At 41.6% G+C, this 23,970-nt stretch carries 21 protein-coding genes; 15 read left to right on the top strand and 6 right to left on the bottom strand.

The features are described 5' to 3' along the window. Positions 1–239: 239 nt before the first annotated feature. Positions 240–1,163: a glutaminase B gene (glsB, locus tag J7338_RS02385; protein WP_210795288.1), complete on the top strand. Its 924-nt coding sequence runs from the start codon at positions 240–242 to the stop codon at positions 1,161–1,163. A gap of 20 nt (positions 1,164–1,183) precedes the next feature. On the opposite strand, the gene J7338_RS02380 is transcribed toward glsB, so the two are convergent. After that, positions 1,184–2,488, bottom strand: a complete 1,305-nt coding sequence (locus J7338_RS02380; RefSeq protein ID WP_210795285.1) for an inosine/guanosine kinase — start codon at positions 2,486–2,488, stop codon at positions 1,184–1,186. A gap of 179 nt (positions 2,489–2,667) precedes the next feature. Here J7338_RS02380 and tadA point away from each other — a divergent pair, with 179 nt between their 5' ends. Next, positions 2,668–3,171 carry a tRNA adenosine(34) deaminase TadA gene (gene tadA, locus J7338_RS02375; protein WP_145235034.1) on the top strand — a complete coding sequence of 168 codons (504 nt, stop codon included), beginning with the start codon at positions 2,668–2,670 and terminating at the stop codon, positions 3,169–3,171. Here the strand turns inward: tadA and J7338_RS02370 are convergent. Together J7338_RS02370 and mltF are read right to left on the bottom strand one after the other, a co-directional pair. Beyond that, positions 3,168–3,335, bottom strand: coding sequence for a hypothetical protein (locus tag J7338_RS02370; protein ID WP_169020230.1), 168 nt, complete (start codon positions 3,333–3,335; stop codon positions 3,168–3,170). The two genes, tadA and J7338_RS02370, sit on opposite strands and share 4 nt — an antisense overlap. Before the next feature lie 134 nt (positions 3,336–3,469). Next, the gene (mltF, locus tag J7338_RS02365) at positions 3,470–4,990 is read right to left on the bottom strand and encodes a membrane-bound lytic murein transglycosylase MltF (RefSeq protein ID WP_228732898.1); all 1,521 of its coding nucleotides are present in this window, start codon (positions 4,988–4,990) and stop codon (positions 3,470–3,472) included. Positions 4,991–5,243: 253 nt separating this feature from the next. Here mltF and purL point away from each other — a divergent pair, with 253 nt between their 5' ends. From purL to J7338_RS02345, 4 genes are all read left to right on the top strand, one after another. Beyond that, the gene (gene purL / locus J7338_RS02360) at positions 5,244–9,128 is read left to right on the top strand and encodes a phosphoribosylformylglycinamidine synthase (protein ID WP_210795284.1); all 3,885 of its coding nucleotides are present in this window, start codon (positions 5,244–5,246) and stop codon (positions 9,126–9,128) included. A 165-nt stretch (positions 9,129–9,293) separates the two neighbouring features. Continuing rightward, on the top strand, positions 9,294–11,756 hold the full coding sequence (locus J7338_RS02355) for an intermembrane phospholipid transport YdbH family protein (RefSeq protein WP_210795282.1): 2,463 nt from the start codon (positions 9,294–9,296) through the stop codon (positions 11,754–11,756). Then, positions 11,749–11,931: a YnbE family lipoprotein gene (locus J7338_RS02350; protein ID WP_145235041.1), complete on the top strand. Its 183-nt coding sequence runs from the start codon at positions 11,749–11,751 to the stop codon at positions 11,929–11,931. The genes J7338_RS02355 and J7338_RS02350 overlap by 8 nt, the downstream gene beginning before the upstream one ends. Positions 11,932–11,940: 9 nt before the next feature. Further along, entirely contained in the window at positions 11,941–12,276 is a 336-nt protein-coding gene (locus J7338_RS02345; RefSeq protein WP_210795280.1) for a YdbL family probable chaperone protein, read from the top strand. A gap of 26 nt (positions 12,277–12,302) precedes the next feature. On the opposite strand, the gene J7338_RS02340 is transcribed toward J7338_RS02345, so the two are convergent. Beyond that, a complete protein-coding gene (locus tag J7338_RS02340; protein WP_149981406.1) occupies positions 12,303–12,866 on the bottom strand; it encodes a DUF1415 domain-containing protein in 564 nt (187 codons plus the stop codon). Further along, complete coding sequence (gene waaA / locus J7338_RS02335; protein WP_210795278.1) at positions 12,859–14,157, bottom strand: lipid IV(A) 3-deoxy-D-manno-octulosonic acid transferase; 1,299 nt, start codon at positions 14,155–14,157, stop codon at positions 12,859–12,861. The genes J7338_RS02340 and waaA overlap by 8 nt, the downstream gene beginning before the upstream one ends. 153 nt (positions 14,158–14,310) lie before the next feature. On the opposite strand from waaA, the gene J7338_RS02330 reads away from it, so the two are divergent. From J7338_RS02330 to hldE, 3 genes are read left to right on the top strand one after another with little or no spacing between them, the layout of a single operon-like run. Next, positions 14,311–15,798, top strand: coding sequence for a capsule assembly Wzi family protein (locus J7338_RS02330; protein WP_210795276.1), 1,488 nt, complete (start codon positions 14,311–14,313; stop codon positions 15,796–15,798). Positions 15,799–15,831: 33 nt separating this feature from the next. After that, on the top strand, positions 15,832–16,422 hold the full coding sequence (locus tag J7338_RS02325) for a D-sedoheptulose-7-phosphate isomerase (protein ID WP_210795274.1): 591 nt from the start codon (positions 15,832–15,834) through the stop codon (positions 16,420–16,422). Continuing rightward, a complete protein-coding gene (hldE, locus tag J7338_RS02320; RefSeq protein WP_210795272.1) occupies positions 16,422–17,861 on the top strand; it encodes a bifunctional D-glycero-beta-D-manno-heptose-7-phosphate kinase/D-glycero-beta-D-manno-heptose 1-phosphate adenylyltransferase HldE in 1,440 nt (479 codons plus the stop codon). Before J7338_RS02325 ends, hldE begins: the two co-directional genes overlap by 1 nt. A 3-nt stretch (positions 17,862–17,864) precedes the next feature. Here the strand turns inward: hldE and J7338_RS02315 are convergent, their stop codons facing one another. Then, entirely contained in the window at positions 17,865–18,587 is a 723-nt protein-coding gene (locus J7338_RS02315) for a 3-deoxy-D-manno-octulosonic acid kinase (RefSeq protein ID WP_210795269.1), read from the bottom strand. Positions 18,588–18,716: 129 nt separating this feature from the next. On the opposite strand from J7338_RS02315, the gene J7338_RS02310 reads away from it, so the two are divergent. The 6 genes from J7338_RS02310 (at position 18,717) to glpG (ending at position 23,969) form a co-directional block, all read left to right on the top strand. Then, entirely contained in the window at positions 18,717–19,775 is a 1,059-nt protein-coding gene (locus J7338_RS02310; RefSeq protein WP_210795267.1) for a glycosyltransferase family 9 protein, read from the top strand. Next, positions 19,772–20,326 (top strand): D-glycero-beta-D-manno-heptose 1,7-bisphosphate 7-phosphatase, encoded by a 555-nt coding sequence (gmhB, locus tag J7338_RS02305; protein WP_210795265.1) that lies wholly within the window; start codon positions 19,772–19,774, stop codon positions 20,324–20,326. Before J7338_RS02310 ends, gmhB begins: the two co-directional genes overlap by 4 nt. Positions 20,327–20,498: 172 nt before the next feature. Then, complete coding sequence (locus J7338_RS02300) at positions 20,499–21,695, top strand: glycine C-acetyltransferase (protein ID WP_210795263.1); 1,197 nt, start codon at positions 20,499–20,501, stop codon at positions 21,693–21,695. 54 nt (positions 21,696–21,749) lie between these two features. Further along, on the top strand, positions 21,750–22,775 hold the full coding sequence (gene tdh / locus J7338_RS02295; protein ID WP_210795261.1) for an L-threonine 3-dehydrogenase: 1,026 nt from the start codon (positions 21,750–21,752) through the stop codon (positions 22,773–22,775). A 58-nt stretch (positions 22,776–22,833) separates the two neighbouring features. After that, complete coding sequence (gene glpE / locus J7338_RS02290; RefSeq protein WP_210795259.1) at positions 22,834–23,151, top strand: thiosulfate sulfurtransferase GlpE; 318 nt, start codon at positions 22,834–22,836, stop codon at positions 23,149–23,151. Further along, positions 23,148–23,969 (top strand): rhomboid family intramembrane serine protease GlpG, encoded by an 822-nt coding sequence (gene glpG / locus J7338_RS02285; RefSeq protein ID WP_210795335.1) that lies wholly within the window; start codon positions 23,148–23,150, stop codon positions 23,967–23,969. Before glpE ends, glpG begins: the two co-directional genes overlap by 4 nt. Position 23,970: the final 1 nt, after the last annotated feature.

Here is a 23,970-nt window from a genome sequence, read left to right as displayed (position 1 = left end):
TATATGCCCGTTTTATAGACATTACTCTAATTGCGGTGATGAATAGGTGTCGTAAAAGTAAGTGACGGAGAATAGATGGATCTTCACGCGTAACTTCTGTTGCAATGCCTAGCAGTTTTGATGTTAGCGATCCTGATTTCATCTCTTATATAGAAGTAGATCTCAGTAATAAAATCAGCCTGCTTTTCTTCTAATATGGTAGAATTTTATTTCTGTTTTCAATGCCAATGAGGGTTACCTTGCCTACCTCTGATTATCAACAAGTCTTAAATGAAATTACTGCTGAAGTGCAACCACTGTTATCACAAGGTAAAGTGGCGGATTATATTCCAGCACTGGCTGAGGTTGATGCAAAGCAATTTTCTATTGCTATATATACGACTGATGGCCAGACATTTTGCGCAGGCGATTGCTCGCAACGCTTTACAATTCAATCGGTTTCTAAAGTGATGACGTTAACGTTAGCACTGCAACGCTATGGTAATGAATTATGGCAAAGGGTCGGTAAAGAGCCGTCAGGTACTGCGTTTAACTCTTTAACTCAGCTTGAGTTTGAAAAGGGTATACCGCGTAACCCTTTCATAAATGCTGGAGCTATTGTTACCTGTGATGCGTTATATAGCCGCTTGTCTGCACCTATGCATTCAATGTTGGAAACATTTAGGTTATTGTCTGGAAATAAGGGCATAGTGATTGATAAAAAGGTCGCTAATTCTGAGTATGAATTTCGTCATCGCAATGCTGCAATGGGGCATTTAATGAAGTCCTTTGGTAACTTTAAAAACGAAGTTGATGATGTGTTATGGGCATATTTTAATTTTTGTGCAATAGAACTCAATTGTGTCGAATTGGCTAGAGCATATAACTTTCTGGCCAATAAAGGGATAGATAATGTGTCTAATAGACGCGTACTTTCAAGTCTGCAAAACAAACAGCTCAACTCATTATTATTTACCAGCGGCCTTTATGATGCGGCGGGCGATTTTGGTTATAGGGTTGGTATGCCGGGGAAATCAGGAGTATCGGGTACTATATTAGCGGTGTTACCTAATAAGTTTACAGTGGCTGTGTGGTCGCCTGGATTAAATTCATTTGGCAACTCTGTGGCAGGAATAGCAGCCCTTGAGCTGCTATCTAAAAAACTTGATATCTCGATTTTTTAACTAATATGTATTGGGAGTTGTTACTGCTCCCAATAAACCTGTTCGAGGCAATCTTCACGCTCAGGTAAACCACGTGACAAGCGCGGTGAATGCTGTACTAAAACTTCAAAACTGGCACGGTTAGCATACTTACTAATTTGTGCTAATGATGAGTAGGTCATTGCTGGTTGCTGGTGCTTAGCTGAATTACCAACATTGAGCTTATGGTACACATTAGCCGATAAGTCATGTAGTACCGCTGCTAATGCACAATCTCCGGCACCATTGGTGTTCTTAATAGAGTCTGGACCACCCATAAATGGCGCCGTATGGCTGTATGCACGAATTGGCTGCTGACAGTCAATTTTGCGCATGGCGCGCGAGAACTCATAACGATTGAAATCTGGTATTGCGCCAGGCAGCAATGGGTATTCTGTTTCTCGTTTAAATTGCTCATCGATGTAGCCTGCCATAAACAAGCCTTTTTCACCTGCGGTACAGATCACTAAATCTACCCAATCTAGTGCTTTATCAGCAGCAAGTAGAGGGTCTTCAAAGCCAGTGATTGCCAGACCTTCTTCTTCATTCATTGCTAAAATATCAACATGTTTTTCGACAAAACTAGCCCACCAAGTAGGGTCTTGTTCGATTAAAAACTTAGTGCCTAGAGTGAGTACGACAGGGACGCTTGCATCATTGGCATATTTGACAGCTTGCATTGTTGCTTCTGTCATCGTCTCAGAGCCTTGCGTACGCATTAAGTAAGCACTGATCACTAATGCCGATGAGTTCTCTATTAACTCCTGATCGATTGATTCAGGTCGTAGGTGGTTCATCAGTCCTGCGCTGATGGCAAAAGTACGTTCACCAGTATCGTCAATGAGTGTAAAGCAGCGACCGATTGGACCATCTACTGGTTGTAAATAGTCGAGATCGACACGACTTGAGGTGTTACATAAAAAGCGATAAGCGTAGCTACCAATTTTTATGTTTTCACTCATCACACCCAGTAGTACAGAGCGGTCATCCGCTAATACTGAGTAGTTGTGCATAGTGTTGCCGATAGTACCGCCTGCAAACTCATAATCGATCATATCGTTGAGTTTTAAGCGGTCATACAATGCATTGGTTATATCACTATCAATAACTTGCGACATACCTCGGCGCAGTTGAAATTCGTCAAGGAAAGCTTGATCGACTTTAGCTTCTATATCAACTACGATTTGGTCTATCCCTGTGATGTAGCTGCGTTGCAACTTATCACTGGCGTTGAGTTGATTAGTAAGTGGATCTTTGGCTTCCACTGGAAAATAATGTTTATGCCTGCGGCGTCCAGGAAATTTCATTTGCTACCCGTGTGTTGTGAGCTAAATAAAAAAAGCGAGAGATTATATCGTAAATCGCACGGGGTGAGCCATGTTAAAGCTGTTTTAATTTGTTTTATTTTTATCACTAATCAGTATATTTAGCGTTTTAATGGCCTAAGTGAGTATAATTAAACAATAATTAGTTAAAGATTAAGTCAATGAGTGAACAATTGAACGATCAATATTGGATGGCGCAAGCTTTAGAGTATGCAAAAAAAGCGGAGCAGTTGAATGAAATTCCAGTCGGTGCTGTGCTGGTCAAAGATAATCAGTTGATTGCAGCTGGCTACAATCGTTCGATTACCGATAACGATCCTTCTGCTCATGCAGAGATGATTGCGATACGCGAAGGTGGCAAGGTCGTTAATAATTACCGCTTGATTGATTGTACTTTATACGTCACGTTGGAGCCATGCTCTATGTGCGCCGGTTTGCTAGTACACAGTCGTATCAAACGTTTAGTGTTTGGTGCTGCGGATGAAAAAACAGGATCAGCAGGCTCTATTATGAATCTATTACAAGATCCTAGGTTAAACCATCAGGTTGAAGTTGAGGCCGGAATACTAGGTGAGTTATGTGGGCAAACTATTTCTGATTTTTTTAAACGCCGCCGTCAAGAAATAAAAGCTGCAAAGAAAGCTTTGCGTGACCTAAAGGCTTAACCTGCAGGTGCTGCAATGCTTAACTCTGCCATTTGTTGCATTGCAAACATTCTGCGACGCCAAATTACTTTTCTATGTAAATTACGCAGCATTATTCTGCGACGGGTAGATGATGAATAAATAACATTTCGTTTGAACGAATGTGTACGCCGACGTTTCAGCATGGTTTCTCCTGAAAATGTGAGAGTGAGAAAAGATATAAGTTAATTATATACTTGATACTACACATTAGTGATCATTTGATGACAAGTAAATAAATATTTTAGTTTGCGCGTACCTATCGCATTTAAAGTTATTTTTATTGTTCGCTGTTATCTTTTTTTTGCGGTGCTTGCTCATCGATACTGTCATCTTTTGTTGGGGAGACCGTGGTTTGTATTGTGGCAGGCTTTGGATTGTTAATCTCAGCAGCTTGGGTAGTAGGTTGATCTATTTGCTCAGCCTCATCGGGTTCAGTAGCCGGTGTGCTGATCGCGTCATTTTCATCTAACCAAACTAGTGCATCGTAGTAACGACGAATATTATCCACATACTTGACTGCAACGTCACCGCGCGAATAGCCATACTTGGTTTTACGGTAGTAACGTTTTTTGATTAATAGCGGTAAGCGTTTTTTCACATCAGCCCATTTATCAGGGCTGGCACCTTGCTGCTCGGTAATAATACGAGCATCGTTCACATGACCCCAACCAATATTATAGGATGCTAAAGCCAGCCAAGTACGATCTGGCTGAGGAACGCGGTCGGGAATTCGTTTTTCTAGCTTCGTCAAATATTCTGCGCCGCCTTTGATATTTTGCTCAGGGGCAAGACGATTAGTTACGCCTACCTGCTTTGCTGTATCACGGGTGAGCATCATAATACCACGTACTCCTGTGGGAGATTTTGCTCGCGGATTCCACATTGATTCTTGATAACTTAAAGCGGCAAGTAATCGCCAATCTAGGCTACCTGCATATTGCTCAAACCAAGGTTGATATTTTGGCAGTGTTTCTTTAATTGCTTCAATATAGGCAAGGGTATTAACGTAGTTAAATTGGCGGACATGGCCAAAATATTTCTCTTCAAGTACATAAAGCTGATTACTTTGTTTTACTTCACCAAAAAACGGCACCATTAACGCATATAACGAATCGTCGCCATTTTTGCGCAGCAGCCAAGCAATGGGATCGTTACGAGTGACAGAAAAACCAATACTAAGATTAGGGTGATAGCGACGAAACAGCGATAGAGTATGCGAGTCGGCAAGAGTGTAATCAATTTCACCATCGATCACTGCTTGTAATAGCTCTTCCTCGTCGAGAGCTTCTGTTTCGCGCCAATTTAAATTGGGGTGCGTTTGTTTAATTTGTTGCAGGGCTAAAGAGTGGCTGCTTTTGGCAAGTACAGTTAAATTGCCTGTTAAATCATCAAAATCACGAGGGCGAACTCGGCCTTGTTTGTACACAAGTTTTTGACTAATGATGCGATAAGTTGGACCAAACCGGTAGCTTTGAGCGCGTACTTTATCGTAACTTAGCCCAGAAGCGATTAAGTCTAAATCGCCGCTATCTAAGCGTGAAAACATATCGGATAAGTTAAAAAAGGGCACCATCTCAAGTTCAACCCCAAGATGATCTGCAAACTCTTGGGCTAACTCATATTCAAATCCTTGCTCACCTTGCACTGCTTGATAATAATTACTTGCGCCAGCTAACGTACCTACTCTGATTTTGTTTTGAGTTTTTATTTGGCTAAGTTGAGATTGCTGCTGTTGCATATCGCAGGCACACAAAAGCATTACTAACGTAATGATTGTTATTAGCTTTTGTTTAAACATACTGTGCCCCTTGAATGCTATTACACTCTTATATCAAAACTTTGCGATGACGTCACTTGGCGATTTGTCACAGATGACTTTACTGTGTTTTATATTTCATCTACCACTAGGTATTATTAGTAATAAACGATGCTAACTTATAGCGCTCTTGCCGCAATTTTAATTCCCTGCTTAACCTGTATTTCCGAGTTACTTGAGTATATAATACCCGCCTAAAATATCGTTCAATCCCTAACCCCGGATGAAAATACCTATGTTGATCCTTCGTGGTGCACCAGCACTTTCCGATTTTAGAGTTCAGAAAATTTTAGCCCGTTGCCAACAGGCGCAACTTCCAGTCACTAATGTATACGCTGAGTATGCACACTTTGCAGATCTAACTACACAGCTGTCAAGTGATGAGCAAACTAAGCTTGAGAAGTTACTTACCTATGGTCCAACGATTGCCGAACATACACCTGCAGGTACTTTGGTGTTAGTCACGCCTCGTCCTGGCACAATCTCGCCATGGGCTTCAAAAGCGACGGATATTGCACATAATTGTGGTTTAACTCAAGTACATCGTGTTGAGCGTGGCATTGCTTACTATGTTGAAGGCGACTTAAATGCTGAGCAATTAAATCAAGTTGCAGCCTTATTACATGACCGCATGACCGAAGCAACGCACAGCGCAATGGACGACGCTGCGACGTTATTCCGTACAGATACACCGAATCAAATGTCATCAGTTGACATTTTAGCCGGCGGTCGTGAAGCGTTAGCAACTGCAAACGTTGAGCAAGGTTTTGCCCTTGCAGATGACGAAATTGATTACTTGGTAGAAAACTTCCAAAAGTTAGGGCGTAACCCGAACGACATCGAATTATTTATGTTTGCACAAGCAAACTCAGAGCATTGTCGTCATAAAATCTTTAATGCAGATTGGACCATCGATGGTGTAGTTCAGCCTAAATCGCTGTTCAAAATGATTAAAAATACCTACGAGCTAAACCCTGAAAACGTATTATCAGCTTATAAAGATAATGCCGCAGTAATGAAAGGCTCTAAAGCAGGTCGTTTCTTCCCAAATGCTGAAGGTGAATATGCATATCATCAAGAGAACATTGAAATCTTGATGAAAGTTGAAACCCATAACCACCCAACTGCGATTGCACCATTTTCTGGTGCTGCTACCGGTTCAGGTGGTGAAATTCGTGATGAAGGTGCAACAGGCCGTGGCTCTAAGCCAAAGGCAGGTTTAGTTGGCTTTACTGTATCAAACTTACGTATTCCTGGTTACGAGCAACCGTGGGAAACTGATTTTGGTAAGCCTGCTCGTATCGTTACAGCATTAGATATTATGACTGAGGGCCCATTGGGTGGCGCTGCGTTTAATAATGAGTTTGGTCGTCCAAACTTAGTCGGTTACTTCCGCACTTATGAAGAGCAAGTAACCAGTCATAATGGTCTTGAGGTGCGTGGTTACCACAAGCCAATTATGCTTGCAGGTGGTTTAGGTAATATTCGTACTGACCATGTACAAAAAGGCGAAATTCCTGTTGGCGCTAAGCTGATTGCGTTAGGTGGCCCTGCGATGAACATTGGTTTAGGTGGCGGCGCTGCATCATCAATGGCATCAGGTCAATCTAACGAAGATTTAGACTTTGCCTCAGTGCAACGTGAAAACCCAGAAATGGAGCGCCGTTGCCAAGAAGTCATCGATAAATGTTGGCAGTTAGGGGATGCCAATCCAATCGCCTTCATCCACGATGTGGGCGCAGGTGGTTTATCTAACGCCTTCCCTGAGCTTGTAAATGATGGTGGCCGTGGTGGTAAATTCCAACTACGCGATATTCCAAATGATGAGCCAGGCATGGCACCACACGAAATTTGGTGTAATGAATCACAAGAGCGTTATGTTCTTGCTGTCGCGGTTGAAGACTTTGACCGTTTTGAAGCGATTTGTAAGCGTGAACGTGCTGAGTATGCAGTAATCGGGGAAGCGACAGAAGAGCGTCATTTAACCGTTGCTGATAGTCACTTTGCTAACAACCCCGTTGATTTACCACTGGATGTGTTATTAGGCAAAGCACCTAAAATGCACCGTGAAGCGCAATCTCAACAAGTTATTGGTAAAGCGCTGGATAGTGCAAATATTGACGTAAGTGAAGCGGCAGCACGTTTATTACGTTTACCTGCGATTGCTGAAAAGACCTTCTTGATCACCATTGGTGACCGCTCAGTAACAGGGCTAGTTGCTCGAGACCAAATGGTGGGTCCTTGGCAGGTGCCAGTTGCTAACTGTGCCGTCACTGCAGCAACGTATGACACTTACCACGGTGAGGCAATGTCTCTTGGTGAGCGTACACCAGCAGCATTGCTTAATTACGGTGCATCAGCACGTTTGGCTGTAGCTGAATCATTAACCAATATTGCTTGTGCTAACATTGGACCGCTTGAAAACATTAAGTTGTCTGCTAACTGGATGGCAGCAGCTGGTCATCCTGGCGAAGATGCGGGTCTTTACGAAGCAGTTAAAGCGGTGGGTGAAGAGCTTTGCCCTGCGCTTGGTTTAACCATTCCTGTGGGTAAAGACTCTATGTCGATGAAAACCCAGTGGGATGAGAATGGCGAGCAGAAGTCAGTAACCGCACCATTATCCCTTATTATTACCGCGTTTGGTCGTGTTGACGATGTACGTAAAACGGTTACTCCGCAGCTACGCACAGATAAAGGTGAAACCTCACTTATCTTGGTTGACTTAGGTGCTGGTAAAAACCGACTAGGTGCATCAAGTTTAGCGCAAGTTTATAAGCAATTAGGTGATGTAACGCCAGATGTAGATAGCCCTGAATTACTAAAAGGCTTCTACAATGCAATGCAAGCGTTAGTCGCTGATAATAAGTTACTTGCTTATCATGACCGTTCAGACGGTGGTTTATTTACCACAGTGGCTGAAATGGCATTTGCGGGTCATACTGGTGTGACTGTTAATTTAGATGGTTTAACAGGTTCTGACATTGAAGCACTTTATAATGAAGAGCTCGGTGCGGTAATCCAAGTTGCTAATAGTGATTTAGAGGCTGTGAACGCAGTATTTGCTGAGCATGGCATTGCTGCAATCAGCCATGAAATTGGCACACTTAACAGTGACGACAGTGTGGTATTTAACCGCGCTGGTAACCCTATACTTAGTAACACGCGTACTGAATTACGTACTATTTGGGCAGAAACCACCTACCAAATGCAAGCACGTCGTGATAACCCTGATTGTGCTAAGCAAGAATTTGATGCCAAGTTTGATGTTAAAGACCCTGGTCTTAACGTTAAACTAAACTTCGATTTAAATGAAGATGTGGCAGCGCCGTATATTGCGACAGGCGCTAAGCCTAAAATGGCTATTTTACGAGAGCAAGGTGTTAACTCGCATTTAGAAATGGCAGCAGCTTTTAACCGTGCTGGTTTTGCGGCAGTTGATGTACACATGAGCGATATTCTTGAAGGGCGTTTAAGTCTGGAAGAGTTTAAAGGCTTAGTGGCATGTGGCGGCTTCTCTTACGGTGACGTGTTAGGTGCTGGTGAAGGTTGGGCTAAATCAATCTTATTTAATGATATGGCACGTGAGCAGTTCCAAAGCTTCTTTGAGCGCCAAGACTCATTTAGTTTAGGTGTGTGTAACGGTTGTCAGATGTTATCAACATTAAAAGAGTTGATCCCTGGCACTGAGCATTGGCCACGCTTTGTCACTAATAAATCTGAGCGTTTTGAAGCACGTTTTAGCTTAGTTGAAGTGCAAGAGAATCCTTCGGTATTCTTCAACGGTATGGCGGGCTCTCGTATGCCTATCGCTGTGTCTCACGGTGAAGGTCATGCTGAGTTTGCTAATGATGCAGCAGTGAAAGCAGCGCTTGAGTCAGGTACTGTAGCGGTTAAGTTTGTTGATAACTACGGTAATCCTACAACACAATACCCTGCTAACCCGAACGGCTCGCCAGAAGGTATCACAGGTATTACTTCAGCTGATGGCCGTGCTACAGTAATGATGCCACACCCTGAACGTGTATTCCGTGCGGTTGCTAACTCGTGGCACCCAGATGAGTGGCGCGAAGATAGCCCATGGATGCGCATGTTCCGCAATGCACGTAAAAATATAGGTTAAACTATATTTATACACATTAGATTCATTATCTAGTACTAGAATAAAAGGCTGCACTGTGCAGCCTTTTTTGTTTATGCTGGTCAAAGGTCAAAGGTCAAAGGTCAAAGGTCAAAGGTCAAAGGTCAAAGGTCAAAGGTCAAAGGTCAAAGGTATTTTAAGGATAATATGTTTAAGCGTGTAGGTTGGGGGGTATTAATTCTAGTGCTAAGTGTACTTTCACTTGGCTATATTTTTCGCATGCCGATCACCTTGCATTTTGTTGCTCCTTCACTGCATCAAGCTGGAGTTGAGCTGCATTGTTTGGATTGGTCGTTAACAACCAATCTGGATCTCCATGTACAGCGGGCATGTATTGGCTATCAGGGGCAGTTGCTTGAATTAGCTGATATTACGGCCAATACTCAAAACATCACGGTTAACCGTGCAAATTTAATACTGGTAACCCCCGATTCTTCGACTGAGCCTAGTGTGGCTAAAAAGCTTGCTTTGGCGTTACCGCAAAGTCGCCCGTTGTTACATCTAAAACGTTTAGTGATCACTCAGTCTCAATTAAAAAAGCCACTTATTATCAGCATAAATGAGCCGGTGTTAAATGAGTTTGTTGTTACTGGTGATGTAAAAGCTGAGGTTGACGTTAAAAATACCAAGTTGGCAGGAAATATTGAGCTTGATGAGCGACTGCTCTCTATAGTTAAGGCCGCGACTGTAAACTCGATTGCAGGACTTAATTTAACTAGCCAACATAGGTTCGCTTTTGATGGTATTGCACTCGATATAGACACTCAGCTAGGTGCTGATTTCACTTACGTCATAAATACCTGCTCGATGACAATTAAAAGTAGTGGCAAAGTCAGTAGTCACTATAACTTAAATTCAAAAACATTGACCCTAGATGCTCAGCAATTAATAACAACACTCAATGGCAAAAATGAGTGTTTACAAAGTTTAGCTGGTGTTATCGATGATGATGCGCAGCAGCAATTTGTTACTCGGCAAATACCGTTAAATTGGCGATTAGTTTTACCTAGTAAGATCATTGTGCAAGACACTCAATTGACATTAGATCAGCTTACATTTCAGGCAGGATCACAACTGCTAATGAATGTTAAACAGTTAGCGGTTGATATAAAGAATCCTTTAGAAACCCTATTGGCACAATTCGCGTTGTCGTTTTCGAGTGATGATATTGCATTATTAGATATAGCCGCAAGTGTTGTTAGCAGTGATATCGATGGTAACTATCAGTTAAAAGTGGCTACGCTGCCTGATTTTATCGATGTTGATGCGCAGCATATTAGTGCACAAGGGAATTTTTCAATAAATAGCATATTGGCAGCACAGCCTGCTCTCGAATTGTCAGCACAATTAGCGCTGGGGCAATTAAAAGTGAATGATATTGGTATTGATAATTACCAAGCAACTTTTAAGGCGAAGCTACAAAGTAATCAATACTTAACCGCTAGCTTATCGAGCCAGATTGATACTATTAATATGGGGAGTATTAAACTATCTCAGCTGACGAATCAGCTAACTGCTGCAGGAAGTTTGTCAGCAGGGGAATTGTTTTTTGATTTAACCAGTGAAACAAAGTTAGCTAGACTACAAACGGAAGAATTACGACTTAACGACATTCGCATAAGCTCAACAGGTTTACAAAGTCGTGCTCTGCAAGCATCTCATCATATATATGTAGAGGGGATAGAGCTTGTAGCAACGCATAATATAACAAGCACAGCTCATCCATTTGAGGTGATAATTTCAGAGCAGTTAGTTACTAAGCTTAACCCACTGCTTCATCAATTTGTGCCGCTTGCAACCTTAACAGATGGTAAAGTCAGTGGCCGTATTGCTGGGGATATTAATCTGCAACAGGCCGATCTCTCTTTACAGCTAGTCGGTGTAAGTGGTTTATATACAGATTACCTTGCTAAGCATTTTAATACTCAATTTACAGGTCGTTATGATTCAGGGCAGCTTAATGTTGTGCCTTCTACATTTGAACTAAATGAATTACGAGCTGGTGCTGTGGTGAAGCAGCTAACAGGGGTTTGGCAAGTACAGGCAAATGAACTTGCTGTTACGGAGCTTACAGGGAAGGTTATGGGAGGGCATTTCTTGCTGGATAAATATCGCCTTACAGAAGAGCCGCAACAAGCATTAGTTACATTTGACAATATAGATGCTAGCAAGGTCATTACCCTTGATGCTAAATCGGGTATTAGCTTAACTGGAAATGTAGCTGGACACTTGCCTGTTTATTTCACAAAAGCGGGTATTGAGGTTAAAGGTGGGCAGCTTGTTAATCAAGGTGCTGCTAAATTACTTATCATTGATAATGCAGCTTTTAATTCGATAAAGGCTCAACAACAAGAGTTAGGGCCTATACTTGGCTTGCTTGAAAATTTAGATATTCAGAGTATTAAAAGTAGTGTTAACTTAAAACCTGACGGCTGGATGACCTTAGGCGTTAATTTGCAAGGGTATAATCAACAGCAAGCACAGCAAGTTAATTTTAACTATAATCATGAAGAGAACGTGTTTACACTATTACGAGCACTGCGCTTAAGTGATGAAATTACGCAAAAAGTTGAACAAGAGTATTCAACCAAAGGAAGTAATAATGACTAAATGGTTAGTAATATTAACCGCATTGGGATTACTCAGTGCATGTACGCATCGTGTTGAGGTGGCCGCCAAGGAACCTATTACAATTAACTTAAATGTTAAGGTCGATCATGAAATCCGCGTAAAAGTTGATAAAGAACTCGACAGTTTATTTAGTGATGACAGCGAATTATTTTAAGGAGCAAGTATGAACATAGTAAAAAATAAAAAACTAAGCATTGTTACTTTATTAAGTGCGGTATGTTTGTCGTTTTCGGCTTGGGCCATTTCGTTAGATGATGCAAAAAATCAAGGGCTAGTAGGTGAAGATAGCTCGGGCTATTTAGGCCTTGTGGTGCAAAATGCAGAGGCAAAAGCGGTTGTTGATGAAATTAATGCAAAACGTAGAGCACAATATTTAAAGCTCGCTAAAAAGAACAACTTGTCGCTTTCTCAAGTAGAAGCGCTGGCAGCTGCTAAAACGATTGAGAAAACCCAATCGGGTCACTTTGTTGAAGTAAACGGAGAATGGGTTAAAAAGTAACATTCTTTTTGCTAAAAGCTGAGTGATTAAGCGCTCGGCTTTTTGCATCCAGCAAGTAATTGTTGCCAAAAGTCGATGCCTTTTCGGCGAGCTAAATTGATGTTGTGATCTGGAATTGATTCAGGTTCATTATAATCATCAAGGGCAGCACTCATACTAGCCTCACGAATTAAATGTAAGGTAGGAAAAGGCGCACGGTTAGTGTAATTTGCTGCATCATTGTCATCGCTATCGGCAAACACATAGTCAGGATGAAAGTTGGCTATTTGATATTTACCTTCAAAGCCTTGGGCAACTAATAGCGCATTGGCTAAATCCACTAAATCTAAAAATTCCTCAAAGTCAGTAAAGCCTTGTTCAAACATCAATAACGTAGTCTCTCGAGCCGGTTGTTGATCAAGTTCAATACATTGTTCGATCATCTCCATCACAGCATCATCAATGCTGGTTGCTTGGCTGGTTTGATAATGAATGCAATTATTTTCAACTTCTTTGCGGGCAAAGGGGCAAAAGTTATATTTAACAATGACATTAGCTACCCATAAGCGGGTTTGTTGTTCTGGTAAAGTTAGTTTTGTTTGTTCAGTCATTGTGTGGCTCTAAAAATTTGTTAATGATGGCGATCGTTTTCGCGATGGCACCTTGGTTGTTAGCAACACATTGTGCTGCCTGTAGACCTAGCTGCTGGCAAAACGCTGGTTGTTGATGAAACTCGTATAGTTGCTCCGCTAACATTTTTGTATCGCTTACTTGTATACACCCACCTGATGCAATCAGTTCAGGGTAAACATGGTTAAAATTATAGGTATGCGGGCCTGTTAAAACACCGACAGAAAATGCCGCCGACTCGAGAGGGTTATGCCCGCCACGTGCAATTAAACTGCCGCCAATATAACTGATGTTGGCCATACCATATAAACATTGCAATTCACCTAAAGTATCAGCAAGGAGTACTTGTTCGCTTTGATAGTTATTTTTACTGCGGCAGCTAAAACTCAATGGCGAGTCTTCAAGCAATGTTGCGACTTTATCAAATTGTTCTGGGTGGCGCGGCGCAATAACTAGCAGTGCATTTGGCACCTGGTTTAGCAGCTGTTGATGAGCAGCTAATACCAGCTCATGCTCATTAGGGTGGGTGGAACCGGCAACCCAGATAAAGCGCTTATTGTTGTATTGGCTTTTTAGGGTATCTACTTTGTTTAACTGCTCACTAGTTGGCTTTATATCAAATTTAATCGACCCCGTAATGTGCACTTTTTGCTCATTGAGGCCAAGCTCAATAAAGCGTTTAGCGTCTTCATGATTATGACTAGCTAAAGCGGTAATTGATTGCATTATAACCTTAGTTAATGGCGCTACTTTTTGATAACCCTGTTGTGATTTTGCTGAAAGCCGCGCATTGAGTACTAGTACAGGAATATTCTGTTGTTTGCACTGCGCCATAAGATTAGGCCAAAGTTCGGTTTCTAAAATACACATTAACGTGGGTTTAACACGCTTTAAAAAGCGCGCCGTAGCACAAGGGTAATCAATAGGTAAATAGGCGCACTGTACCGAGTCTTTAAAATTATTATGTATTTGTTCACGGCCTGTAGGGGTATTACAGGTTATCATAAATGAGTTACTTGGCTGCTGGTATTGTAGCTCTTTGAGCAAAGGCGTTGCGGCAAGTACTTCACCCACTGAAGCGCAATGGATCACTATTAGCTCATCTTTTAATACGGTACTTTCTTGTGAGGTGTTTTTTACTGTAATGAAGCCAAATCGTTCAGCAAAGTGCGCGCGATAACCTGCGTTCTTTTTACCTCTAAGTATATATAAATAAAAGGTTATGAGAGGACTAAGCAAATAAAGAATCAGTGAATAAAAAAAGCGTGCCATTTTCCAGCCTCGAATTATAAACATTAATGATAACGCGGATACCCTTTAAGCAAAATGCGAAATTGTTAAAAATCGTTAGAACAGAGAGTTTTGGGTGTTTAGTTGCAGCTAATTTGGTAATATTTAACTACCTTTATGAAAAATACAGTCGTTATGAAATTCAAATTGATAAAAGCCGTGGTATTAACCAGTTTTATGAGTTGCGCATTGCCTTCACTTGCAACACCAACTGCTTACTTACCAATAGGCATGGATGCACAGCTTGATCATCAGCTCGATACGTTATTTGCCTTGACGTCAGGCACACCGATGACAAAGCCTTATCGCTTAACTGAAGTTGAAGCGGCGCTTACTAAATTGCAAAATGCACAGCCAAGTTTAGTCGCGGCAATACGTGCTAAAATTAAGCCTTATCAAGGCAGCGATGACATTACTCGAGTGGGTGTTAAGTTGCGTGCGGATGGCGACAATGCAACCAAACTTGCCAATCAACGTGGTGTGAGCTCTGATGAATGGGGGCAAGTCTTCTTCGAAGGTATTTGGCGTCCTAATGACTATACCTTGATGCAAGTAGGTGTCGATTATCGCGCTAAGCAAAATAAATTCGTTAATTATAATAGTTTTGTTAGTTTTGCTGGCAATGATTTACAGCTCAATATTGGTTATAAAGAACACTGGTTTTCACCATTTAAACAGTCAGCGCAGATTATTTCGACTAATGCGCGTACCTCACCATCGATTTCGCTAGGCATGGTGGCGCCGGCTCATAATTGGTGGAACTTTGATTTTGAGCTTTATTACTCCGAGCTTGAGCATGTTGAAAAAGGCATATTATATCAAGATGAATTGCATGATGGCACACCTCGCTTAGCCGGTACACATATTAGTTTAGAACCTATAGAGGGGTGGAAAATCGGCATTAATCGCATGATGCAATTTGGTGGCGGGCCACGCGACGTTGGCATTAGCGATGTAGTTAAAGCATTCTTTGACCCAGCAGGTAATGATAATGCAGGCATAGTTGAAGGTGGTCGAGATAATGAATTAGGTGATCAGTATGTCACGATTACCAGTAGTATTAATTTTGATTGGGGTATGCCCACCGAGTTTTATTTTGAATACGGTGGCGAGGATACTAAAAACCACAAAAATTACCAGTTTGGTAACACGGTTGCAAATGTAGGCTTATTTTTACCGCAATTAACAAAAGAATTGTCGTTAAGGTATGAATATACCAATATGCATAGCTTATGGTACGTAAATCAAGTTTACCCAGCGTATGGTAATACTAAGGACGGGTTTAGTACCGGTCACTTTGCAGCTGATCAGCGGTATTTAAACAAGCATGCCGAAGGGCCTTTAAACGTATATGCTGACGCGCCACCGACTCAAGTTCATTCTTTAGAATTAGCTTATAATAATTTCAGCTCACTTTGGCGTGCAAAAGTAACCACTATTGAAAATGAAAGTAACTATTTAAATGAGTGGGGTCAAACAACAGCAGATTACGAAAAAGCTATCGAGTTGCAAATTAGTAATAACCGCAAGTGGCGAGAATATAATATTGAAACCACGTTAACTTACGGCGAAGATGTATTTGGTGATAACTATACGTGGTTATCTGTGGCACTTTTTTGGTAGTAGCTAGTCAGACTAATTTTGAGAGGATTACTTATGTCTAATATTGATTCTGTAGCGAGCAGCTACCTTGAAAGTTTAACCCGTCACCAAGTGTTGTTTGAAACGATGGAGGCATACCATCCTCAAGTAATGCAATTGCTTGAGGTTTGCTACAGTACCTTGCAAGCGGGTGGAAAAGTAATTTGGTTTGGTAATGGTGGCAGCGCAGCCGATGCTCAGCATTTAGCGGCAGAGTTCGTTGTACGCTACAAATTAGAGCGTGGTCCATTAGCATCTATGGCGCTAACAACCGACACTTCCATCTTAACTGCGCATAGTAATGACTATCACTTTGACACAGTTTTTGAGCGTCAAGTGCTTGCATTATGTAAGCCTGAGGATTTAGTGATCGGTTTAACTACCTCTGGTACTAGCGCTAATATTAATTTAGCGCTAGCTGCTGCAAATGAAATAGGTGCTTATACAGTTGCATTTACAGGCCGCGATGGCGGTAAAGTAAAAGATATCGCTAAGCTATCCATAATTATTAAAAATGACGAAACTGCCCGTATTCAAGAAGCGCATATGTTTATTGGACATTGGCTATGTGAAGCCATCGATATGGTCGTAGCGGGGCAAAATTAATGGATCTAGGGTTGTTTAAAAATCTGTCAAAGGCAAGAATATTAGTGGTTGGAGATGTGATGCTTGACCGCTATTGGCATGGTGACTCTGGACGTATATCTCCTGAAGCACCTGTGCCTATTGTCAAAGTCAGTAAATTTGAAGATAAAGCGGGTGGCGCTGCCAACGTGGCAAAAAATATTGCTCGGCTAGATGGTAAAGTAGGCTTACTAGGCCTTATTGGTGAAGATGAAAGCGGGCAAATTTTAGAGAATATTCTGGCCGATGAGCGCATTGACTCACAATTGGTGAGCGTATGCGACTTACCGACGATTTCAAAAATGCGGGTGATTAGCCGCCATCAACAAGTTGTCCGCCTTGATTTAGAAGAGACGTTTACTGAGCAACACAGTCAACTACTTTTAAACCGTCTGGAATTAGTATTAGATGAGTACGACTTTGTCTTGTTCTCAGATTATAATAAAGGCTCATTAAGCTTGATCCAGCAAATGATAAAACTTGCTAAAGGTGCTGGAAAAACAGTTCTAATTGATCCTAAATCCTCAGACTTAAACTTATATCGCGGTGCTGATTTTATTACTCCTAACTTAAATGAATTTAAGCTTGCTGGTGGTAAAACGAATTCAGAACAAAGCTTAACTGATAGCGCGCGGGCATTAATTAAAGATGCTGGTGTTGCAGCAATGCTTTTAACACGTTCAGAACAAGGTATGTCACTTATTAGTGCCGACGAAAAACACGATTTTGCAGCGCAACAGCTTGAAGTCAGTGATGTCACCGGTGCTGGTGATACGGTTATTGCAACTCTGGCGGTGATGTTAGGTGCAGGAATGCAACCTAAAGATGCGGTGGAAATTGCTAACCTTGCGGCTGGAATTGCAGTAAGTAAATTAGGGGCTGCTACAGTATCCCCTGAAGAGTTAAGTCGTAAGCTAGGTCAATACTTACAAAAAACCGGTGAGCACTACCAAATCCCATTTGATGATGTGCTTCAGCATATTGAGTTTGCAAAACAAAATGGTGAAACAATTGTGTTCACCAATGGTTGTTTTGACATTCTACATGCGGGTCATGTGCGTTACTTAGCACAAGCCAAAGCACGTGGAGATCGTCTCGTCGTCGGTTTAAATAATGATGAATCAATTACGCGTTTAAAAGGTCCTGAGCGCCCTATTAACCCGCTTGATGAGCGTGCCATGGTGCTGAGCGCTTTGGCATCAGTTGATTGGGTAATTCCATTTGGTGCAGTTGAAGAAAACGATACACCCGCTAAATTAATTGAGCTGATCAGCCCTGATATCTTAGTAAAGGGTGGAGATTACACTGTCGAACAAATTGCAGGCGCTGATCATGTACTTCGCCATGGCGGAAAAGTTGAAGTGCTTGAGTTTTTAAATGGCTGCTCTACGTCAAAAGTGATCAGTAAAATAAAGGCTTAACAACTATATTTTAAGAGTGGACTGGTATGCTGTGTGTAACTGCTGCCAGTCTGTGGTTTGCCAATGCATTACTTGATTTCGGCCTTGCTCTTTATGAAACGAACGAGCAAGGCGGGTCATATTAGCTTGTTGCCAATTACTGGCAGGGAGTTTTAGTTCACCGCGGTCAAAGTCAATAATATATACCTCGCCCGTTTCATCAAATAGAATGTTGTTAATATTCAAATCAGCGTGATACACCCCATGATTATGAAAATCCGCAATCGTGTGTGCTACTTTAATTAACTCTTGTGCGTTAAAGGGACGTTGTTTTAATATATCAAGCACACTTTGTGCGCCTGCAACCGCTTGAGTAATTATATCGCCACGGTAAATTAAGCCAGCTTGCGATATTTTAGCTGCAATCGGCTTTGGTACATTGAGGCCTAGCTCGCACAGTTTCATCATTAATGAAAACTCTTGGTAAACACGGGTTTTTTCCAGTCCAAAAAACACATATTGATCACTTAGCACTTTACCCACTAAACCGCCACGCCAATAATGCCGTAGCACTGCTGTTAGCCCGTTATGGCAGAAAAACCATGCAGTTGCGCGACCTTTTTTGGCGCCGACAATTTTTCCTTGCTGCTGCCAATATTCATTATCAAACCAATTTAAGCTAATTTCGGCACTATGTTCAGGATGGCTTAAAATAATATGTTCATTGATGGTTTGCTGGTTAAACATGGCGTACTTATTTTTATTGCAGGTGATACTACTATCTTAACCTGTTTTAAAGCCGAGCATAAGTGCTTGCAATAGTGAGTGGTTAATTTAAGATCATGATAATTATCCAGCATAAAGCAAAGGACACCTGTGACTGATTCAACCACCTATTCAGATATTTGTATTTTAAGACTCTCAGCAATTGGTGATGTTTGCCATGGTGTATCTGCAGTGCAGGCAATTCAAAAAGCGCACCCCAATGCAAAAGTTACCTGGGTGGTCGGCAAAATTGAAGCCATGTTACTAGCTGATTTACCCGGTGTTGAGCTGGTGGTGTTTGATAAAAAACAAGGGAAAGTAGCCTATCAGCAATTAAAACAACAATTTAAAGGGCGTAAGTTTGATGTTTTGCTGCATATGCAAGTGGCACTTCGAGCTAACTTAGTGGCGCGTTGTATTCCTGCAAAAGTTAAAATTGGTTTTGATTGGGCGCGCTCAAAAGAATTACATAGCTTATTTATTAATAAACGCATTGCACCACAGCAGCAGGCTCATGTGTTAGAGGGCTTTAAAGGCTTTGCGCAGGCGATAGGCATACCTGATTATCAACCAAGCTGGCAAATGCCAGTCAGCGAACATGATCAAAGTAATGCCGATGAATTACTTGGTACGGAGCGATTAGCTGGGCGAATTTTTGTGATTTCTCCTGCCGCCAGTAAAAAAGAACGCAATTGGCAGGCTGAACGCTATGCCAAGCTTGCGGATCATGCACATAGCCAAGGTTTTCATGTGGTGATCACGGGTGGCCCGACAGAGCTTGAAGTGACGCTCAGTGATGACATTATTGCAGCCACAACGACGCCAATACTTAACTTAGTGGGTAAAACCAAACTCAAAGAGTTGCTTTGCATACTTAAGCGAGCTGCATTGGTATTAGCACCTGATACTGGTCCTGCGCATATGGCGGTAACAGTGGGTACACCGGTGATTGGTTTATACGCGCATTCAAACCCTAAGCGAACGGGTCCTTATTTATATCAAAATTACGTGGTTGAGGTGTATCACCAAAACTTACTCAAGCAAACAGGTAAAACCGCTGAACAATTACCGTGGGGTACGCGGATTAAAGGCAGTGACTTAATGGAACAAATAAGTGTTGATGATGTAACTTTGATGTTTGACCTTGTAATTGAGAAAGAGCAGTTATGAACAATATTAATAAAGCCCTGTTTTTAGACCGTGACGGCGTGGTTAATATCGATCATGGCTATGTTTATGAGCCGGATAAATTTGAATTTGTGCCAGGCGTATTTACTGCATGTAAGGAGTTTGTTGATGCAGGCTATAAACTGATCATAGTAACTAATCAATCGGGTATTGGCCGTGGTTACTATTCAGAGGCGGATTTTCACGCTTTAACACAGTGGATGATAGCCCAATTTGCTGCGCATCAAATAAAGGTGACCGATGTTTACTTTTGCCCACACCACCCGAAAAAGGCATTACCCGAATACCTTAAAGAGTGTGATTGTCGTAAACCAGCTCCGGGTATGTTACTGCAAGGTATCGCTGATCATGATATTAATCCAGCTGGCAGCATTATGGTTGGAGACAAAATAAGCGATATGCAAGCGGCAAGTAAAGCGGTTATTGGCACTCGGGTGCTTGTGAGATCTGGGCAGGAGTTTGATGCGCTAGCAATCGACTCGGCAGATTATGTGTGTGATTCGTTAGCCGACTTACCTTCAATACTGCTATAGCTCAATATTCCTATAGAGTTCAATGTAAGCTGGCAGCATAAGTTGTCAGTTTCTTATTTATGCGATGAACTACAAACAGTGCATTTGTTTGACTAAACTTTTACAATAGTGGCAAAGATGAGCCGTGTTAATTCATGTTCGCTCGCCCCGTTCAATAAATTGGAGATTTCAGATGAGAGCATCTGCGTTTTTTAGCCAGCTTCAGCAGCAAATTGATGAAGTAAAAGCCGAGGGTTTGTACAAAAATGAGCGAGTGATCACTTCACAACAGCAAGCTCAAATTCAAGTGGCTTCTGGGGATAAAGTTATTAACTTTTGTGCTAATAATTATTTAGGCTTAGCAAATAGCTCTGAGCTTATTCAAGCTGCAAAAAATGGTTTAAATGACCATGGATTTGGTGTTGCGTCAGTTCGCTTTATTTGTGGTACACAAGACATTCATAAAGCCTTAGAGCAAAAAATTAGTGCGTTTTTAGAAACTGAAGACACGATTTTATATTCATCATGTTTTGATGCCAATACCGGTTTATTTGAAACAATTTTAGGCGCTGATGATGCGATTATCTCTGATTCGTTAAATCATGCATCTATCATTGATGGTGTACGTTTATGTAAAGCAAAGCGTTTCCGTTATGCTAATAACGATATGGCTGATCTTGAAAAGCAATTGATTGCTGCCGATGAAGCCGGTGTTAAAAACAAACTTATCGCAACCGATGGTGTGTTCTCAATGGATGGGGTTATTTGTAATCTTGAAGCGGTCTGTGATCTTGCGGATAAATATGATGCACTTGTTATGGTTGATGACTCTCATGCCGTTGGCTTTGTTGGTGAAAATGGCAAAGGCACACCTGAGTACTGCAACGTGCTAGACCGTGTTGATATTATCACCGGCACTTTAGGTAAGGCGCTTGGCGGTGCATCGGGTGGTTATACATCTGGTAAAAAAGAAATTGTTGAATGGTTACGCCAGCGCTCTCGCCCATATTTATTCTCAAACTCATTAGCGCCTTCAATCGTTACAGCATCAATCAGAGTATTAGAAATGCTCGAAAATGGCAGTGAATTGCGTGCTAAGTTATGGTCAAATGCTAAATACTTCCGTGAGCAAATGGAAGCGGCTGGATTTACCTGCGCGGGTAAAGATCACGCGATTATTCCAGTAATGTTAGGTGATGCTAAAGTCGCCTCTGCAATGGCTGATAAGTTATTAGCAGAAGGCATTTACGTCACGGGTTTTTCATTCCCAGTGGTGCCAAAAGGCCAAGCGCGTATTCGTACACAAATTTCTGCAGCGCACAGCATTGAGCAATTAGATATTGCAATTGACGCCTTTACCCGTATTGGTAAAGAAATGGGTGTTATTTAATTAATTTATTTTAAACCGTGGCTTTGGCTGCGGTTTTTTTATTGAGTGTGATTCATGAAAGCATTATCTAAATTAAAAGCAGAACCAGGTATTTGGATGACGGATGCACCAAAACCGGAAGTTGGGCATAACGATTTATTAATCAAAATTCGTAAAACCGCTATTTGTGGTACTGACGTACATATTTATAAGTGGGATGAGTGGGCGCAAAACACCATTCCTACGCCTATGGTAGTTGGTCATGAATATGTCGGTGAAGTGGTTGATATGGGTCAAGAAGTACGTGGTTTTAGCGTTGGTGACAGAGTCTCAGGCGAGGGTCATATTACTTGTGGCCATTGTCGTAACTGTCGCGCTGGGCGAGTTCATTTATGCCGAAATACAACCGGTGTGGGTGTAAACCGCGAAGGGGCATTTGCTGAGTATTTAGTGATCCCAGCATTTAATGCATTTAAAATTCCAGATAATATCAGCGATGAATTAGCCTCTATTTTTGACCCATTCGGTAATGCAGTACACACTGCGCTGTCATTCGATTTAGTGGGTGAAGATGTCTTGATCACAGGTGCAGGCCCAATTGGTATTATGGCTGCTGCAGTTGCAAAACACGTTGGCGCACGTCACGTTGTCATTACTGATGTGAATGAATACCGCCTAGATTTAGCCCGTAAAATGGGCGCGACTCGCGCAGTTAATGTGGCTAATGAAAAACTTGAAGATGTGATTAAAGAGCTAGGCATGACCGAAGGTTTTGATATCGGTCTTGAAATGTCAGGCGTACCGATTGCATTTAATAGCATGTTAAATAACATGAATCACGGTGGTAAAATTGCCATGCTAGGTATTCCACCATCTGATATGGCGGTTGATTGGAACCAAGTGATTTTTAAAGGCTTAGTGATCAAAGGAATTTATGGCCGTGAAATGTTTGAGACGTGGTACAAAATGGCCAGTCTTATTCAGTCAGGACTTGATCTAAACCCAATCATCACTCATCAATATTCAATAGATGACTTCCAAGCTGGCTTTGATATGATGATTTCAGGCCAATCAGGAAAAGTTATTTTAAATTGGGGTTAGCTCAATTTAGATTTTAAAAAAGGGCGGCTTAGGTCGCCTTTTATATTTAGAGAGTATTATGGCATTTAAACATATTTCAATTACACAGACGCAAGCACTACTTAATCAAGATGATGTCGTGATTGCTGATATTCGCGATCCTAATTCGTATCAAGCAGGGCATATTCCGGGATCAGAGCATTTATCAAATGCCAATATTGGCGAATTTATGATGAACAAAGAATTTGATCAGCCAATTATTATTGTTTGTTATCATGGTATGAGCTCACAAGGCGCAGCCAACTACTTAGCTGAGCAAGGCTTTGAAGATGTATACAGTATGGATGGGGGTTTTACCCAGTGGGAAACCCAATTGCCGGAGCAAGTGGAACGATGATCGAACTGGGTAGTATAAATAATCCACGTGCAGCACAAGGCTTTATTGATTATATAAAAAGCCAAGGCTTACAAGGGGAGCTTCGATCGCAAGATGGAAAAACGGTGATTATTTGTGTTGTCCCAGAGCATTTCCATCAAGCCCAGCCATTATGGCAAGCATTTGTAGAAAACCCCAATCATGCCCGCTATCAAGAGGCATCTTGGCAAGTAGGAAGCACGCAGTCACCGTTGAGCTATCAAGGCCAAGAATTAAATTTGAAAGCACGTTTTAAAGCATTGAGCTGGTTAAACCAAACGGTCACTGTATTATGTGTGGGTATTTACATTGCCTTCTTACTCGGTGGCTTTGAGTCAATTTATAGCGTATTACAATTTAAACCCGATCAACCATTAACTTGGCTTACACCGGCAATTGTGCATTTTACTGCTGTGCACTTAGTGTTTAATATTATGTGGTGGATCATGCTAGGCGATGGTATTGAAAAGCTCAGTGGTAAAAGTACTTTAGTAGGTCTTTTTTTAGTGACTGCGCTATTTAGTAATTGGGTTGAGTTTATTATGGTTGGCCCTAACTTTGGCGGCTTAAGTGGCGTTGTTTATGGTTTACTTGGGTTTTGTTGGATCCATCGGGTATTGAACCCGCAACAACCGGCTTTAGTAACTAATGGTATTATTGGTTTTATGCTGATTTGGCTGGTATTAGGCTTTGCTGATATGTTGTTTGTTAGTATGGCTAACTGGGCGCACTTAGGTGGGTTATTAAGCGGTATGGCTTATGCATTTACCGCTCAATTGTTTATTAATAAAACAACTTAAA

Source organism: Pseudoalteromonas ostreae, assembly GCF_018069805.1.
Taxonomy (GTDB): domain Bacteria; phylum Pseudomonadota; class Gammaproteobacteria; order Enterobacterales; family Alteromonadaceae; genus Pseudoalteromonas; species Pseudoalteromonas ostreae.
The sequence above is the reverse complement of the archived record's forward strand: the minus strand, read 5'-3'. Positions and strand labels throughout refer to the sequence as shown.

Coding starts and splice junctions, on each gene's coding strand:
- glpG (WP_210795335.1), top strand. CDS start 23,148: ATGATCGAACTGGGTAGTATAAATAATCCACGTGCAGCACAAGGCTTT.
- J7338_RS02370 (WP_169020230.1), bottom strand. CDS start 3,335: ATGCTGAAACGTCGGCGTACACATTCGTTCAAACGAAATGTTATTTAT.
- J7338_RS02380 (WP_210795285.1), bottom strand. CDS start 2,488: ATGAAATTTCCTGGACGCCGCAGGCATAAACATTATTTTCCAGTGGAA.
- J7338_RS02345 (WP_210795280.1), top strand. CDS start 11,941: ATGAACATAGTAAAAAATAAAAAACTAAGCATTGTTACTTTATTAAGT.
- glpE (WP_210795259.1), top strand. CDS start 22,834: ATGGCATTTAAACATATTTCAATTACACAGACGCAAGCACTACTTAAT.
- hldE (WP_210795272.1), top strand. CDS start 16,422: ATGGATCTAGGGTTGTTTAAAAATCTGTCAAAGGCAAGAATATTAGTG.
- J7338_RS02325 (WP_210795274.1), top strand. CDS start 15,832: ATGTCTAATATTGATTCTGTAGCGAGCAGCTACCTTGAAAGTTTAACC.
- gmhB (WP_210795265.1), top strand. CDS start 19,772: ATGAACAATATTAATAAAGCCCTGTTTTTAGACCGTGACGGCGTGGTT.
- J7338_RS02340 (WP_149981406.1), bottom strand. CDS start 12,866: ATGACTGAACAAACAAAACTAACTTTACCAGAACAACAAACCCGCTTA.
- J7338_RS02350 (WP_145235041.1), top strand. CDS start 11,749: ATGACTAAATGGTTAGTAATATTAACCGCATTGGGATTACTCAGTGCA.
- tadA (WP_145235034.1), top strand. CDS start 2,668: ATGAGTGAACAATTGAACGATCAATATTGGATGGCGCAAGCTTTAGAG.
- J7338_RS02300 (WP_210795263.1), top strand. CDS start 20,499: ATGAGAGCATCTGCGTTTTTTAGCCAGCTTCAGCAGCAAATTGATGAA.
- J7338_RS02315 (WP_210795269.1), bottom strand. CDS start 18,587: ATGTTTAACCAGCAAACCATCAATGAACATATTATTTTAAGCCATCCT.
- J7338_RS02355 (WP_210795282.1), top strand. CDS start 9,294: ATGTTTAAGCGTGTAGGTTGGGGGGTATTAATTCTAGTGCTAAGTGTA.
- mltF (WP_228732898.1), bottom strand. CDS start 4,990: ATGTTTAAACAAAAGCTAATAACAATCATTACGTTAGTAATGCTTTTG.
- J7338_RS02330 (WP_210795276.1), top strand. CDS start 14,311: ATGAAATTCAAATTGATAAAAGCCGTGGTATTAACCAGTTTTATGAGT.
- waaA (WP_210795278.1), bottom strand. CDS start 14,157: ATGGCACGCTTTTTTTATTCACTGATTCTTTATTTGCTTAGTCCTCTC.
- tdh (WP_210795261.1), top strand. CDS start 21,750: ATGAAAGCATTATCTAAATTAAAAGCAGAACCAGGTATTTGGATGACG.
- purL (WP_210795284.1), top strand. CDS start 5,244: ATGTTGATCCTTCGTGGTGCACCAGCACTTTCCGATTTTAGAGTTCAG.